Genomic DNA, 14,576 nt, shown 5'->3' with positions numbered 1-14,576 from the left:
AGGCTTATCGCGCCAGTCGTTTTGCTTTGCGTTCCGCCATGCTCTGAAGCTTGAGCAGCAGGCCAATAATCACCACGTACAGCAGACCGGCGGCCAGAATGGGCGACAGCGGTTCATAGGTGACGGAGGCGATGCGGTTGGTGACGCGGGTGAGATCCACCACGCCTATCACCGCAATCGCCGGGCTGCCCTTAATCAGGAAGGACATTTCGTTCACCAGCGCGGGCAGGCTCTCCAGCCACATTTGCGGCAGCATGATGTAGCGGAAATAGGGCCAGCGGCGCATCCCCACCGACTCCGCGGCCTCGCGCTGTTCGCGCGGGAAGGTGCGAAAAGCGTTACGCCAGATTTCAGCGTTAAACGCCGAGGTATTGAGGGTCAGCGCAACGATAGCCGCCACCGTTTTATCGAGATTAATGCCCACCGTCGGCAGCGATAAAAAGAGAAACAGCACCAGCGTCACCAGCGGCGTGGCGCGGGCGAGGCTGATATAGATAACCAGAATCTGGTCGATGACCGGGATTTTCATCATGCGCACAAAGGCGATAATCAGCCCTATCACCACCCCAAAAGCGATGGCGATGGCCGAAATCCAGAGGGTCGTCCATGCGCCTTCAATCAGTAACTGCCATGCTATTGCGTCCATGGTGCCCTCCTGAGAGTCGTGGGTGTCACTCCCGGCGTCGCGTTGCTCGGCCGGGCTACCATTTACTGTCCGGCGAGTTTGTGGAACTGCGCGGCGCTGGTGATAGGCTCGGTTGGCAGGTCGTCATAGGTTTCGCCAAACCATTTCTTCTGCAGCTCAGCGAGCTTGCCGGTTTCACGCATGTGATTGATAAATTTGGTCATGTACGCCAGCAGCTCCGGCGAATTTTTCGGGATTGGCCAGGCCATATAGCCCGGGCCGGAGACCGGCAGTCCTTTGGCGAACACCTTCGGTTTGGCTTTCACCAAATCGTTAACGGAGATAACGACGTTAATCACGTAGTCAAGACGTTTATTGGCTAAATCGGCGTAGGCTTCCGGATAGGACGGGTATTCCACTACCGGGCCCAGTTTGCCGCCGGTTTTCTCAATCATCGCTTTCAGTTCCGGCAGGCGAGCTAATAGCGCACTGCCCGCCTGAAGGCCGACTTTTTTACCGCTGAGATCGGCAATGGTATTTAATGAGTTATCGCCCGCACGCTTGACAAAATAGTGCTGCGCCGAGGCCCACGGCGGGGTGAAATTAAACACGTTGAGGCGTTCATCGGTGACGACGGCACCGGTTAATGCCATATCGTACTGCCCGGTGGAGACCGCCGCTAATAACCCGGTCCACGGCAGAATGCTTTGCGTGACGTTAAATTTGGCGTATTCGCGCAGCGCCGCCAGCATATCTTTGTTGAACCCATCGGCATTGCCGTTATTCATAAAGTTAAACGGTGCGTAATCATCCTCGGTGGCCACTTTTAAGGTCCCGGACTTTTCAATTTCTGGCAAATCAGCGGCGGCGACCTGTAATGAAAAAGTCATCGCCATCACGGCGGCCAGATAATACGAACCCATCGTTTTTTTCATCGTTTGACCCCTACGTAAATATGCCGAACACGTTTATTCCAGACGCCCTGAAAGCGTTGCAAGATGTGTGCCGCCTGACGCCATTTTTTACTCTGGCCGACGACGTTTTTACTGTAGGGAGACTTTTTGCATTCTGAATAGAGCCAGTTTTCGCGCGCGCTTGTGTCAGACGATTTCAGGCTGGTACAGAAATTGCTGCACTCAGGGAAAGCGGATATTCGAAGGAGCAGCGTATGATTCGGCACTTATTGCACGTGGATTTTGACCACCAGCGCGGGTTGCAGGAGCAGGTTCGCGAATCGCTGGTCAACGCCATTCTCGGCGGCATTTTCGCCGTCGACACGCCGCTGCCATCGTGTCGGCAGCTGGCGCAACAGCTTCAGGTTTCGCGCAACACCACTGCGCTGGTGTTTGAAAGTCTGGTCAACGAAGGCTATCTGGTGAGCCGCCCGCGCAGCGGTTATTACCTGCATCCAGACTACCACGCGCCGCGCGTTTCTGCCGCCGCGCCTGCACCCGCCAGCGGCGATGCTGCACCATCGTGGAGCAAACGGCTCAACATTACCCCCAGCCAGCAGGAGTCGATCCTCAAGCCCGCTGGCTGGATGCACTACCGCTATCCGTTTATCTACGGCCAGCCCGATACCCGCCAGTTTCCATTGGCCAGCTGGCGATCGGCGGCGAACTGGCTACACGGCGGCATGCGCGACCCGGCGTGGGTCGTCGACCATATCGACCAGGACGTGCCGATGCTGATTGAACAGATCCGCACCCGCGTGCTGCCCAAACGTGGCATCGTCGCCGCACCGGATGAAATTCTGATTACCCTCGGTTCGCAGAATGCGCTCTACCTGCTCACCCGCCTGCTGATGTCGCGCCAGACGCGAGTGGGCGTGGAGAACCCCGGATTTCGCGAGGCGATTAATACCTTTTTGCTCAGCGACTGCGATATCGTACCGCACCCGGTGGATGGAGAAGGGATCGTGCTCAACGACGCGCCGTGCGATTACTACTACGTGACGCCAGGTCATCAGGTGCCAACCGGCATTACCATGAGCAAGGCCAGACGCAGCCAGCTACTGGCGCACGCCGCGCAGCATGATGCGGTGATTATCGAAGATGATTACGATTCGGAGAGTAACTTCCAGGCCAACCCGCTGCCCGCGTTGAAGGCCAGCGACCGCAGCGGACGGGTGATTTACGTTAGCAGCTTGTCGAAGGCGCTGTCGCCCGGATTACGGTTGGGGTTTATGGTCGCCGACCCGGACCTGATTGATGAAGCCCGCGCCTTGCGCCGACTGGTTTATCGCCATCCGCCGACTAACATTCAGTACCAGATGGCGCACTTTCTTGCCCAGGGCCATTATGAAACGCACCTACGGCGCTATCGCGATGATTCCGCCCGGCGCTGGGACCGGCTGCATACCGCGTTGTCGACGCTGCTGCCGGAGTGTCAGCCCCTGCCCGGCAGCGAACACGCCAACGCTTTCTGGCTGCGCACGCCCGCCAGCATCAGTACCCAGCAGCTCACCTGGCGCGCCGCCCACACCGGGGTATTGATTGAACCCGGCGCCCGGCATTTTCTCGATGCAACGCCGCCGGACAATTTCTTCCGCATGGGCTTTCATGCCATTAACCCCGAGGCCATTGCGCCGGGGGTAGACATGCTGCGAAGCCAGCTGGCACAGATGGGTTAGCCCGCCTTGCGGTGCGCCCACTCGCGCAGACGCTGGAACAGCACGTAGAGCGACGGGATAAACAGGATGCCAATCACCGTCGCCACCAGCATACCGCTGAACACCGTGGTGCCGATGATCCGGCGGCTCTGCGCCCCGGCCCCGGTGGAGAACATCATCGGCATGATACCGATAATAAACGACACCGCGGTCATCATTACCGCACGGAAGCGGCGGGTTGCCCCCTCACGCGCGGCCTCGACGATAGAGAGCCCGGACTGCCTGCGCTCGCGGGCAAATTCGACGATTAATATCGCGTTTTTGGCCGCCAGCGCGATTAATAGCACCAGACCAATCTGCACGTACACGTCGTTGGCGTAGCCCGCCGTCCACAGCCACAGCAGCGCACCGCCGATGGCAAACAGCACGGATAGCATCACGCTCGCCGGTAGCGTCCAGCTCTCATACTGCGCCACGAGGAACAGCCACGCCATCGCCACCGCCGCCAGCACAATCCACACCGCCTGATTGCCGGTCTGCTGCTCCTGCCAGGAGAGTCCGCTCCAGGCGTAGTCGTAGCCTTCCGGCAGATTGGCCTTCAGCAGGTTTTCCATCTCGGTCATCGCCGTACGGCTGCTGACCCCTTCCGCCGCCGAACCGCTGACCGATACCGACGGGAACTGGTTGAACTGCTGGATAAACGGCGCGCCGACGGTTGGCGTTACCGTCACCAGGTTGCTCAGACGCACCCGCTCCCCCTGATTGCTGCGCACAAACAGCTCGCTGATTTGCTCGGCGCGCTCGCGCCACTGCATCTCATTTTGCATCACCACGTGATAGACGCGGTTGTTGATGCTGAAATCCCCGGCACGCGCGCCGCCAAAGGCCGTTTGCAGACTGTTAAAGATGCGCGACACCGGCACATCCAGCCTGGCAGCCTGGTCGCGGTCGACGGTGAGCGTCAGCTGCGGAACGTTGCTGCTCCAGGTGGTGAACACGCGACTCAGCTGCGGGTGCTGATTGGCCTTCATCAGAATGGTGCGCGTTACCTGCTCCAGTTCGGCAGGCGTTTGCCCGGCCTGCGCCAGAATACGGAGATCGAAACCTGCCGCGCTGCCAAGCCCCGGCAGCGTTGGCGGTGCGAACAGCATAATGTTGGCTTCTGGCATCGCCATCAGTTGGCGCTGCAGCTCGCCCATCACCGTCTCCAGCGGCGCACGCTGCGACCAGTCCTTCAGCATCAGCGAGATAAAACCACCGTTTGAAGCGCTGGTACCGCTCAGGATGCTAAAACCAGACACCTGAATCACATCCTCGACCGCCGGATGGGCACCCAGAAGCTTACGCGCCTGCGCCATCACCGCCTCGGTACGCTCCAGCGACGCGGACTCCGGCAGCTGAATATTGGCAAACAGGTAGCCCTGATCTTCCTGCGGCAGGAAGCCTTTCGGCATACTGGTGAAGCTGAACGCCACCAGCAGCGCGGCAAGCGTAGTAGCGGCTACCGCAACCAGCGGGCGCAGATTCATCCACGCCACCAGTTTGCCGTAGCCGTCGCGGGTAGCGTTCAGCCCGAGGTTAAACCACTGGAAGAAACGGGCAGGCTGCTTGCGACGAGGCCGCAGCAGCAGCGCGCACAGCGCGGGAGTCAGCGTCAGCGCCACGATGCTGGAGAGCGTGACCGCCGTAGAGAGCGTGACCGCAAACTGGCGATACAGCTCACCCACAATCCCCGGCAGCATCGCCACCGGCACAAACACCGCCAGCAGCACCAGCGTGGTAGCAATCACCGGCCCGGCGATCTGGCGCAGCGCCAGCCCGGTGGCCTCCAGGCGGTTCATCCCTTCCGCCATATGCCCTTCGACGCTTTCCACCACCACGATGGCGTCATCCACCACCATGGTCAGCGCCAGAATAATCGCGAACAGGCTAAGCGTGTTGGCGCTGTAGCCGAGCAGATAGAGCACGGCAAACGTGCCCACCAACGACACCGGAATCGCCAGCGCTACAATCAGCGTGGCGCGCAGGCTTTGCAGGAACAGGGAGACAACGGCGACCACTGCCAGCAGCGTCAGCGCCAGCGAGGTGCCAATCTCTTTAATCGTTGCCGCGACGAAACGGGTGGTATCGAACTTCACTTCCCACATCAGATCCGCCGGGAAGCGGCTTTGCAGGCGGGTGAGTTCGGCACGCACCACGTTTGCCACCTGTAAGGCGTTGGCGGTTGGCGTCGGGTAAATCCCCATATACGCCGACTCCACGCCGTTCAACTGGGCACTGGAGTTGTAGCTGCGCGCGCCAAGCTCAATGGTCGCCACGTCGGACAAACGCACCAGTTGCCCCTGTTCGCCGCTGCGTATCACAATGCGACGGAATTCGTCGGCGTCGGTCAGTCGGCCCAGGCCGTTAATGGTCAGCGTCTGCTGCTGGCCGTTAAACACCGGCGGCGTACCAATTTGCCCGGAGGCCCCCTGCACGTGCTGTTCGTTGAGCGCCTGGGCGATATCTTCACTGGTGATATTCATCGCGTTCATGCGGTCCGGTCGCAGCCAGATGCGCATGCTATAGTCGCGCGCACCGAACATCTGCACCTGGCCGACGCCCGGCAGACGCGCCAGCGCTTCACGCACCTGGGTGCTGGCGTAGTTGCTTATCTGTAAAGCAGAGAGTGAGCCTTGCGGGGAATAGAGGCTGACCCCCATGAGCAGGTTGCTGGCGCGTTTACGCACCTGCACGCCGTTCTGCTGCGCTTCGGTGGGCAGCTGCGCAACCGCCTGAGAAACACGGTTTTGCACATCAATCGCCGCCATATCCGGGTCGGTGCCAGCGGCGAAGGTCAGGTTCAGGCTGTAGCCGCCGTCGTCCGAGCTGGTCGACTCCATATAGAGCATATGGTCAACGCCGTTCAGCTGCGTTTCCAGCGGCGCGGCGATGGCTTCGGCGACGTCCTGCGCGCTGGCGCCTGGCCAGCTGGCGCTGACGTTAACCACCGGCGGAGTGATTTGCGGATACTGCTCTACCGGAATGAGCTTCAGCGCGACTGCCCCGACAAAAGTCATCAGCAGCGCAATCACCATCGCGAAACGCGGGCGACGAATAAAGAAGGTCAGCATGCTCTCTCCTTAATTCAGCAGCGTCACGGCGGCACCGTCGGTCAGGCGCTGCGCGCCCTCAACGACCACGCGCTCACCCGCGGTTAGCCCCTGCGCGACCGCAAAGGTTTGTCCCTGCTGGCCGTCCAGCGACAGACGACGCTGCCCAGCCTTATTCTCTGGCGTCAGTACCCAGCTAAAGTAGCCCTGGGCATCCTGCTGTACCGCCGCCGCCGGGATCATCACCCGCTCGGTCGCCACCTGCGGACGCAGCGTGACCGAAACGTTGCCGCCCGGCAGCAAACGGTGCTGAGGGTTAGCGAACTCCGCGCGCATCGTCACGCTGGCAGTTCGGGTATCAATTCGGTTATCGACCGAGGTCAGCACGCCATCTTCACGCTGGCCGTCGAGGGTGATTTGCGCCCGCCACGCCGCCTTCAGCGCACGAATATCCGCATGCTGCCCGGCCTTGCTGTAGAACGCCGACTCGTCCAGCGCGAAGCTCACGCGGATCGGTTCAAGCTGCACCACTTCAGCCAGCACGCCGCTGGCGGGGTTAACCAGCGTCCCGACGTGAAAGGCGCTGTGACCAACGCGTCCGCTGACCGGCGCGATAATGCGAGTGTAATCGAGGGTAATTTGCTGGGCAGAGATACGGGCTTTCGCCTGTTCAACGGCCGCCGCCGCCACGTCGCGCTGCATCTGCGCGTTGTCGACATCGTTACGGCTGATAGCCTGGCTGGTTTTCAAACTCTGATAGCGTGAAAGCAACTGCTGTGCCTGACGCAGCGAGGCCTGCGCGCTTTTCAGTTCCGCCTGCGCCAGCGCCAGCGCCGCACGGGGCTGGGCATCATCAAGGGTAAACAGCAGGTCGCCTTTGTTGACCTCCTGCCCGTCCTGGAAATGGCGCTGCACGATGGCCCCTTCGGTACGGGCGCGGATCTCGACCGAATGAATGGCCTCAACGCGGCCCGGTACCTGACGCTCGGCAGCGTGCGGTGCCTGTTCAACGGTGATGATGCGCACCGGCACCGAGGCGGAAGCCTGCACGCAGGCGGCCAGGCCACAGGCCAGCAGGGCGAGGCGGAAAGTGTTTTTCATGGAGAAATCCTTGCAGGGCAAGCGCCCCCCTCCGGCTGGAGAGGGGCGTATGAGTTACGAGGTCGTTTTACGGAAACGGCGGGTCAGACGTTTTTCCACTTCAACCACCAGGAACATCGCCACGCCAATCACCAGGGTAATGCCCCAGTAACGCAGCGGCAGCGCTTCAGTGCCGAACAGCGTCTGCATCAGCGGCAGGTAGATAATCGCCAACTGGAGCAGAAGCAGCACGCCGGTCACCAGCCAGATACCTTTGTTCTTCAGCAGGCCGCGGTTCAGGGAGAAGCGGTCGCTGCTGCGGCAGTTGATCATGTAGACCCACTGCGCGGTCACCAGCATCTGCAGCAGCACGGTACGCACGAACTCGGCGCTGTGGCCGCGCGGTGCCAGCCAGGCCTCAAGCATAAAGGCGGCAATGGCAATCATCGAGCCGACAAAGGCCACGCGCCAGACGGCAAAGGCATCCATCACGTGCTGGCCGGTTTTACGCGGCGGACGGTTCATCACGTTACGCTCGGCGGCTTCAAACGCCAGGCCGAAAGAGAGCGTGGCGGAGGTCGCCATGTTCATCCACAGAATCAGCACCGGAGTCAGCGGGATGATATTCCCTGCCAGCAAGGCGATGATAATCAGCAGCCCCTGCGCCAGGTTGGTCGGCATAATGAACAGAATCGTCTTTTTCAGGTTGTCGTAGACACGACGCCCCTCTTTGACCGAACTGGCGATGGTCGCGAAGTTGTCATCGGTCAGGACCATATCGGCGGCCTCTTTGGTCACCTCGGTGCCTTTAATGCCCATCGCGATACCGACGTCTGCCTGACGCAGCGCGGGCGCATCGTTTACGCCGTCGCCGGTCATGCCGACGATCTCGCCGTTCTCCTGCAGGGCTTTCACCAGGCGCAGCTTATGCTCCGGGCTGGTGCGGGCGAAGATGTCGTACTCCACCGCCGCTTTTGCCAGCTCGGCGTCGTCCATGTGCTCCAGCTGGTAGCCGGTCATCGCTTCGCTGCTGTTGCGGATCCCCAGCATCTGGCCAATGCTCATGGCAGTTTGCGGGTGATCGCCGGTGATCATTTTCACGCGGATCCCAGCATTCTGGCAGGTGTGGATCGCCTCTACCGCTTCCGGGCGCGGCGGGTCCATCATCCCGGCAATGCCGAGGAAGATAAGGCCTTCCTGCAGGTCGCTATGATCGAGGGTTTTCGCCCCCGGCGCGGCTGGCTTGGTCGCTGCGGCCACCATACGCAAGCCCTGGCTGGCAAAACGCGCCATCTCCGCTTCCCAGTAGCCGCGGTCGAACGGGGCGACGCCGCGTGCGGTTTGCTGCTGCTGGCACAGGGCGAAGAGCACGTCCGGTGCGCCGGTCACCATCACCACTTCGTCATCAGCAAGCTGGAAGTGGGTGGACATGTATTTGTACTGTGAGTCGAACGGGATCTTGGCCACCAGCTGAGTACGCATCGGCTCAAGGTTGGCCTTCGCCGCCAGCACTTTAAGCGCGCCCTCGGTTGGGCCGCCGGTAATGCCCCAGTGGCCCTGCGCATCCTGAATCAGCTGGCTGTCGTTGCACAGGTCGATGGTGCGCAGGTATTTCTCCAGCACGGTGTACGGCTGTACGTTGACCGGCTCGTTGCTGCCTTCCAGGTAAATGCTGCCGTGCGGCTCGTAGCTGTTGCCGTCAACGCGGTAGCAACTGTCGGCGGTAATGATCGCTTTAACGGTCATTTCGTTCATGGTCAGGGTGCCGGTTTTATCCGAGCAGACCACGGTCATCGCGCCCAGAGTTTCAACGGTCGGCAGCTTGCGGATAATCGCCCGCTTACGCGCCATCGCCTGCACGCCCAGCGACAGAATAATTGAGATAATCGCCGGCAGACCTTCCGGTACCGCGGCAACCGCGAGGCTAATCAGCGACAGTAGCAGTTCGCCCAGTGGAATGTCGCGCAGCACCATGCTGAAGACAAACAGCGCGCCCATCATCGCCAGAATAATGGCGAAAATCGCTTTGCCGAGCTTGTCCATCTGCACCAGCAGCGGCGTGCGGTGCTTCTCGATACCCGCCATCATCTGGTTGATGTGACCCAGTTCGGTCTCCTGCCCGGTCGCCACGACCACGCCCACGCCGCCACCGGCGCTGACGGTGGTGCCGGAGAAGACCATATTAGTACGGTCGCCCAGCGGCAGTTCGCCGTGCAGCACGTCGGTGTGCTTGTCGACCACGGTGGACTCGCCGGTGAGGATCGCCTCTTCCACGCGCAGGTTGTGCGCTTCAATCAGGCGCATGTCCGCCGGAATACGGTCGCCCGCACGCAGTACCACGATATCACCCGGCACCAGGTCGGTGGTCGACACCGTTTTATGGCTGCCGCCGCGAATGGCGCGCGCGTCGCTGGAGAGCATATTGCGGATGCTTTTCAGCGATTTCTCCGCGTTGCTCTCCTGAATGTGGCCGATCAGGGCGTTAATCACCGTGACGCCGAGAATGACGAAGGTATCGACCCAGTGGCCCATCACGGCGGTCAGCGCCGCCGCGGCCAGCAGGACGTAAATAAGGACATCGTTAAAGTGGGCAAGGAAACGCAGCCACGCGGGTTTGCCTTTTTTCTCCGGCAGCGCGTTCGGGCCGTAGGTGTTCAGACGCGCGGCGGCGTCGTCCATGCTCAAACCGTCAGGCTGGCTGTTCAGATGTGATAGCACCTGCTCGGTGGTCTGCTGGTAGGCGTGCTCATGCGGGTCGTGACCCGCGTGCGGCACATTCTGGGCGTTCATCATTTTAGACACAATAAGGTTTCCTTTTAAATTCCTGCGAACGGAAAGCCTGAATTCCATTTCTGGCCAAGGCGATATCACTGAATCATATTTGCGAGCAAAAAATCTTTTATCGAATCACAATATTTTTTGCTTTTTAAATTTTCAGAATGACATTAAGCTGAATAACTAATATTAATATTACAGAATGTTCCTAAACCCTATCTAAACGAGGTCATTATGTTTGGAATCTACAAAGGGCGCCGCCTGGCGCTGTACGTAGCGCTGGCTGTCGTGATTGCCACGCTGGTTGGATATAGTACTTATACTTTTGTAAAAATATTATCTGGAGCATGACGTTAATTTACGAAAGCTATATTTAATTTAAACCAGAACATTATTTCATTTATCGCCATGCGATTATTATCGTAGGTCTGGTGATTTATATTAATTATTCGCTAAGGGATTTGTTTAATTAGAAACATTGCGTTCTATTAAAAATTACCGGACAATAATATCTTTAACCAAAGATTAACATTACATGAAGCATCCGCTCGAATCCCTGATGACCGCCGCCGGTATTTTGTTGCTGGCACTCCTCTCCTGCCTGCTGCTGCCTGCACCGTCGCTGGGGCTGACGCTGGCGCAAAAGCTGGTTGAGACCTTCCATTTTATGGATCTTAGCCAGCTGTACACCGTGCTGTTCTGCGTGTGGTTTCTGGCGCTGGGGACAATTGAGTATCTGGTGATTCGTTTCGTATGGCGGCGCTGGTTTTCGCTCGCGGATTGATGGCCGTGATTCCCCGGCGTCGCTGCGCTCGGCCGGGCTACGGGGTATGAGATGGTTGGGTAGCCCGGGCGAGGCGTTTACGCCGACCCCGGGGCAGAATCAATGCGTCTGCGGACGATGATTCTCTTTGCGGTAGGCACCCGGCGACTGATGGAACGTGCGGGTGAAAATGCGGGTAAAGGTCTGCTGGGAATCAAACCCGTACTTCAGGCAGATGTCGTAAACCTTTTGATCGGTCGTACACAGCTCATCGGCCGCCAGATTCAGCTTCCGGTGGCGAATGTAGCGCCCCAGACTCTCCCCTTTGTGCTGCAGGAAAATACGCTGTAAATGCCATTTTGAGTACCCTGCCCGACGGGCAATTTCATCAATACGCAATGGCTGATGCAGATTGTCGTCAATCCATTCGACCAGTGTGTCGACAACCTGAGTGGCTAATTCGGTCATACACCCTCCCCTCGTTTAACGACTGCCGGTGGTTATTCCCACCAGGCACCAAATGTTTGTGCGGTATCAGCAAGCCACACCGGCTCGCCCTGCATCGGCGTCAGCAGCCGATACGCTTTGTCTTTGCTGGCCTGCGCCAGACGTTTATACGGATCATCCCAGGTGTGTTTTGCCAGCACGAAGCGTCCGGCGTGACCCGGCAGCACACGACGAGCGTTGAGATCCGCCGCCGCCTGCGCCGTCTGTTCCGGCATCATGTGGATGTAGCGCCAGTCCTGGTCGTACTGACCGTCTTCCATAATGGCGACGTCCACATGACCAAACTGTTCACCAATCGCCTTAAAGTGCGGGCCATAGCCGGTGTCGCCGCTGTAGTAGATATTCTGCGTCGGCGTCACGAACATAAAGCTCGCCCACAGCGTCTGATTACGCTTCAAGTCGCGACCGGAGAAGTGACGCGCGGGCAGCACGTGCACGCTCAGCGCATCGCTGATGGTGACGCTCTGCTGCCAGTCTGCTTCGGTAATCACGTCATCTTTCATGCCCCAGTAACGCAGGTGTGAACCCACGCCTAACGGCACCACGGCACGTTTGATCTTCGGCATCAGTCCCTTGATGGTGGCGTAATCCAGGTGATCGTAGTGGTCGTGAGAGATGATCAGCAGGTCTATCTCCGGCATGTTCTCGGTGCGCCACGGGTAGTTGCCCGCAAACGCCTTATTCAGAAACGAGAACGGCGCGGCATAGCTGCTGAACACCGGGTCTATCAAAATACGTTTGCCCGACAGCTGCAGGTACCACGAGGAGTGGCCGAGCCAAATCATGGTGTCCTGCCCCAGCGGCAGGCTGGCGAGATCGGTTGGCACCATCGGCAGAGGCTGCGTCGGGCGCGCATTTTCGCGTTTGGCGGTTAAAAACTCCCACCACGCCATCACCATGTTTTTGTCACCAGTAAAGCCAGGCGTTGGCAAGGCGTTCTGGAACGCGCCGTCACGGTAGTTCGGCGAACGTTCAATCTGACTTTTCTCAACCCCTTGCGGCGCCTGACCAAAACCGGCGTTCAGGACAAAGGGTAAACTTGCAGCACTGGCAATAAGCATGATAGCAACCACACTGATGATAAAAGGTTTCATATCCTGACCCTGGACCGGCTTCGTCCAGGAAGCCACACTAAAAAGGTTGATTATGAGTGAGTAGGCACTCATTATAGAAAGACGGGGAAAAAATCGTCAAGCAATTTTCAAAATTTGACAATCGACGTTGAAGTCCCTGGGGTCGGCATGTTTCAATCACGTTTTTTACAGTCAGAGAGGTAAAGTGTAGTGGCTCGTCCGAAGAGTGAAGATAAAAAACAAGCGTTACTGGACGCTGCGACCAGCGCCATTGCCCAATCCGGCATTGCCGCATCGACTGCGCTAATTGCGCGCAGTGCGGGGGTTGCAGAGGGTACGTTGTTTCGCTATTTCGCCACCAAAGACGACCTGCTTAATGCGCTTTATTTGCATCTGAAAACCGGCCTGTGCGAGGCGATGAAAGCCGGGCTGGTGGATACCGAAGTACCAAAAGACTTTACCCATAGCATCTGGAACAGCTACATCGACTGGGGCGTACGCAACCCGACCGGACACCACGCGCTGCGACGCATGGCAGTGAGCGAAAAAATCACCGAAGAGACCACCGCCCAGGTGAAAGCGATGTTCCCGGAGCTGCAAAAGCTCTGCCAGCGCTCGGTGCGCCCGGTCTTTATGTCCGATGACTTCCGCGCCTTTGGCGATGCGCTGTTCCTGTCGCTGGCGGAAACCACGATTGAATTTGCCAGCCGGGAACCGCAGCGTGCCGATAAGTTCAAAGCGCTGGGCTTCGAAGCGATGTGGCTGGCCCTGGCGGAAGGTGAGTAATGGACGGTAAAACGCTGCATGAACGGGCGCACGAGTTTGCGCTAACCCTGCCCTTCTCCGACATCTACTGGCCTTTCGGCCCGGAGTACGATGTTTTCACGGTTGAGGGTAAAATGTTTATGCTCAAGGCCTATCTGCGCGGCGAACCTATCATCAACCTGAAGGTTGACCCGGAACAATCGTTGCTGCATCAGGCTATCTACCCGCACATCAAGCCGGGCTACCATATGAACAAAAAGCACTGGATTTCGGTTCATCCTGGTGATGAGATCACGGTCGATCTGCTCAACAGCCTGATTGAAGATTCGTGGAATCTGGTGGTAAACAAGCTGCCAAAACGCGTGCAACAGCGCGTGCGTCCAGTTTGATTTTGCGTTAAATGCGATAAGTGTTATCGCATTTTACACCCTTCTCATTTGTTAAATCGCGCGGTACCCTGCTTTGATACGACGCACCGATTTGCGGTGTTTTTTATCATTCAGGAGTGTTTATGGACATCGTTTCCGTTGCTAAAGCGCGCTATTCCACCAAAGCCTTTGATGCCAGCAAAAAGCTGACCACCGAGCAGGCTGCTGCTCTGAAAACTCTGCTGCGCTATAGCCCTTCCAGCACCAACTCTCAACCGTGGCACTTTATCGTTGCCAGCACCGACGAAGGTAAAGCGCGCGTGGCGAAATCCGCAGCGGGCGGCTACGTGTTCAACGAACGCAAAATGCTGGATGCTTCTCACGTAGTGGTGTTCTGCGCCAAAACCGCGATCGACGATGCCTGGCTGGAAAAAGTGGTGGATCAGGAAGATGCCGATGGCCGTTTCGCCACGCCAGAAGCCAAAGCCGCCAACCACAAAGGCCGTACCTTCTTCGCCGACCTGCATCGTAAAGAACGTCACGACGACGCACAGTGGGCAGCTAACCAGACCTACCTGAACGTGGGCAACTTCCTGCTGGCGATGGGCGCAATGGGCCTGGATGCGGTACCTATCGAAGGCTTCGACGCCGAGATTATGGACGCCGAATTTGGTCTGAAAGAGAAAGGCTTCACCAGCCTGGTCGTGGTGCCGGTTGGCCACCACAGCGTGGAAGACTTCAACAAGGCGCTGCCAAAATCTCGTCTGCCGGAAGAAGCGGTGATTACCGAGATCTGATTTAGCTTCTTTGCCTTCCCGGCGGCGCTTCTGTACGACCGGATACATAGGTAACACTTCAGACCGGGAACATAGGTAACACTTTCCTAGTCTATCCGGATAATACTACGGCTTTTCCGG

Annotated in this window: 12 protein-coding genes; 5 read left to right on the top strand and 7 right to left on the bottom strand. The window is 58.5% G+C overall.

Annotated elements, in window-relative coordinates; all coding sequences use genetic code 11:
- Window positions 1–4 precede the first annotated feature (4 nt).
- On the bottom strand, window positions 5–646 hold the full coding sequence (locus HII27_RS22030) for an amino acid ABC transporter permease (protein WP_185669560.1): 642 nt from the start codon (window positions 644–646) through the stop codon (window positions 5–7).
- Window positions 647–708: 62 nt separating this feature from the next.
- Window positions 709–1,560 carry a transporter substrate-binding domain-containing protein gene (locus HII27_RS22025; protein WP_035897617.1) on the bottom strand — a complete coding sequence of 284 codons (852 nt, stop codon included), beginning with the start codon at window positions 1,558–1,560 and terminating at the stop codon, window positions 709–711.
- A gap of 233 nt (window positions 1,561–1,793) precedes the next feature.
- Between HII27_RS22025 and pdxR the strand changes: the two genes are divergently transcribed.
- Window positions 1,794–3,257 carry a MocR-like pyridoxine biosynthesis transcription factor PdxR gene (gene pdxR / locus HII27_RS22020; protein WP_185669559.1) on the top strand — a complete coding sequence of 488 codons (1,464 nt, stop codon included), beginning with the start codon at window positions 1,794–1,796 and terminating at the stop codon, window positions 3,255–3,257.
- On the opposite strand, the gene HII27_RS22015 is transcribed toward pdxR, so the two are convergent.
- The 3 genes from HII27_RS22015 to HII27_RS22005 are packed head-to-tail and all read right to left on the bottom strand — an operon-like array spanning window position 3,254 to window position 10,201.
- Window positions 3,254–6,349, bottom strand: coding sequence for an efflux RND transporter permease subunit (locus tag HII27_RS22015; protein WP_185669558.1), 3,096 nt, complete (start codon window positions 6,347–6,349; stop codon window positions 3,254–3,256). The two genes, pdxR and HII27_RS22015, sit on opposite strands and share 4 nt — an antisense overlap.
- A gap of 9 nt (window positions 6,350–6,358) precedes the next feature.
- Window positions 6,359–7,429, bottom strand: coding sequence for an efflux RND transporter periplasmic adaptor subunit (locus HII27_RS22010; protein ID WP_185669557.1), 1,071 nt, complete (start codon window positions 7,427–7,429; stop codon window positions 6,359–6,361).
- 54 nt (window positions 7,430–7,483) lie between these two features.
- Complete coding sequence (locus HII27_RS22005) at window positions 7,484–10,201, bottom strand: cation-transporting P-type ATPase (RefSeq protein ID WP_185669594.1); 2,718 nt, start codon at window positions 10,199–10,201, stop codon at window positions 7,484–7,486.
- 517 nt (window positions 10,202–10,718) lie between these two features.
- Here HII27_RS22005 and HII27_RS22000 point away from each other — a divergent pair.
- Window positions 10,719–10,967 (top strand): DUF1158 domain-containing protein, encoded by a 249-nt coding sequence (locus HII27_RS22000; RefSeq protein WP_185669556.1) that lies wholly within the window; start codon window positions 10,719–10,721, stop codon window positions 10,965–10,967.
- 99 nt (window positions 10,968–11,066) lie between these two features.
- On the opposite strand, the gene HII27_RS21995 is transcribed toward HII27_RS22000, so the two are convergent.
- Entirely contained in the window at window positions 11,067–11,414 is a 348-nt protein-coding gene (locus HII27_RS21995) for a RamA family antibiotic efflux transcriptional regulator (RefSeq protein WP_185669555.1), read from the bottom strand.
- Between the two features lie 32 nt (window positions 11,415–11,446).
- Window positions 11,447–12,547 (bottom strand): MBL fold metallo-hydrolase, encoded by a 1,101-nt coding sequence (locus tag HII27_RS21990; RefSeq protein ID WP_185669554.1) that lies wholly within the window; start codon window positions 12,545–12,547, stop codon window positions 11,447–11,449.
- A 189-nt stretch (window positions 12,548–12,736) separates the two neighbouring features.
- On the opposite strand from HII27_RS21990, the gene HII27_RS21985 reads away from it, so the two are divergent.
- The 3 genes from HII27_RS21985 to nfsB all read left to right on the top strand — a co-directional run bounded on the left by HII27_RS21985 (window position 12,737) and on the right by nfsB (window position 14,456).
- Window positions 12,737–13,312 (top strand): TetR/AcrR family transcriptional regulator, encoded by a 576-nt coding sequence (locus tag HII27_RS21985; protein WP_185669553.1) that lies wholly within the window; start codon window positions 12,737–12,739, stop codon window positions 13,310–13,312.
- A complete protein-coding gene (locus tag HII27_RS21980) occupies window positions 13,312–13,680 on the top strand; it encodes an MmcQ/YjbR family DNA-binding protein (protein WP_185669552.1) in 369 nt (122 codons plus the stop codon). Before HII27_RS21985 ends, HII27_RS21980 begins: the two co-directional genes overlap by 1 nt.
- 122 nt (window positions 13,681–13,802) lie before the next feature.
- Window positions 13,803–14,456 carry an oxygen-insensitive NAD(P)H nitroreductase gene (gene nfsB / locus HII27_RS21975; RefSeq protein ID WP_185669551.1) on the top strand — a complete coding sequence of 218 codons (654 nt, stop codon included), beginning with the start codon at window positions 13,803–13,805 and terminating at the stop codon, window positions 14,454–14,456.
- The last annotated feature ends 120 nt before the right edge of the window (window positions 14,457–14,576 follow it).

This window comes from Kluyvera sichuanensis, from assembly GCF_014218705.1.
Lineage (GTDB): Bacteria > Pseudomonadota > Gammaproteobacteria > Enterobacterales > Enterobacteriaceae > Kluyvera > Kluyvera sichuanensis.
The sequence above is the reverse complement of the archived record's forward strand: the minus strand, read 5'-3'. Positions and strand labels throughout refer to the sequence as shown.

Coding starts and splice junctions, on each gene's coding strand:
- nfsB (WP_185669551.1), top strand. CDS start 13,803: ATGGACATCGTTTCCGTTGCTAAAGCGCGCTATTCCACCAAAGCCTTT.
- HII27_RS22000 (WP_185669556.1), top strand. CDS start 10,719: ATGAAGCATCCGCTCGAATCCCTGATGACCGCCGCCGGTATTTTGTTG.
- pdxR (WP_185669559.1), top strand. CDS start 1,794: ATGATTCGGCACTTATTGCACGTGGATTTTGACCACCAGCGCGGGTTG.
- HII27_RS22030 (WP_185669560.1), bottom strand. CDS start 646: ATGGACGCAATAGCATGGCAGTTACTGATTGAAGGCGCATGGACGACC.
- HII27_RS21995 (WP_185669555.1), bottom strand. CDS start 11,414: ATGACCGAATTAGCCACTCAGGTTGTCGACACACTGGTCGAATGGATT.
- HII27_RS22010 (WP_185669557.1), bottom strand. CDS start 7,429: ATGAAAAACACTTTCCGCCTCGCCCTGCTGGCCTGTGGCCTGGCCGCC.
- HII27_RS22025 (WP_035897617.1), bottom strand. CDS start 1,560: ATGAAAAAAACGATGGGTTCGTATTATCTGGCCGCCGTGATGGCGATG.
- HII27_RS21990 (WP_185669554.1), bottom strand. CDS start 12,547: ATGAAACCTTTTATCATCAGTGTGGTTGCTATCATGCTTATTGCCAGT.
- HII27_RS21980 (WP_185669552.1), top strand. CDS start 13,312: ATGGACGGTAAAACGCTGCATGAACGGGCGCACGAGTTTGCGCTAACC.
- HII27_RS22015 (WP_185669558.1), bottom strand. CDS start 6,349: ATGCTGACCTTCTTTATTCGTCGCCCGCGTTTCGCGATGGTGATTGCG.
- HII27_RS22005 (WP_185669594.1), bottom strand. CDS start 10,201: ATGATGAACGCCCAGAATGTGCCGCACGCGGGTCACGACCCGCATGAG.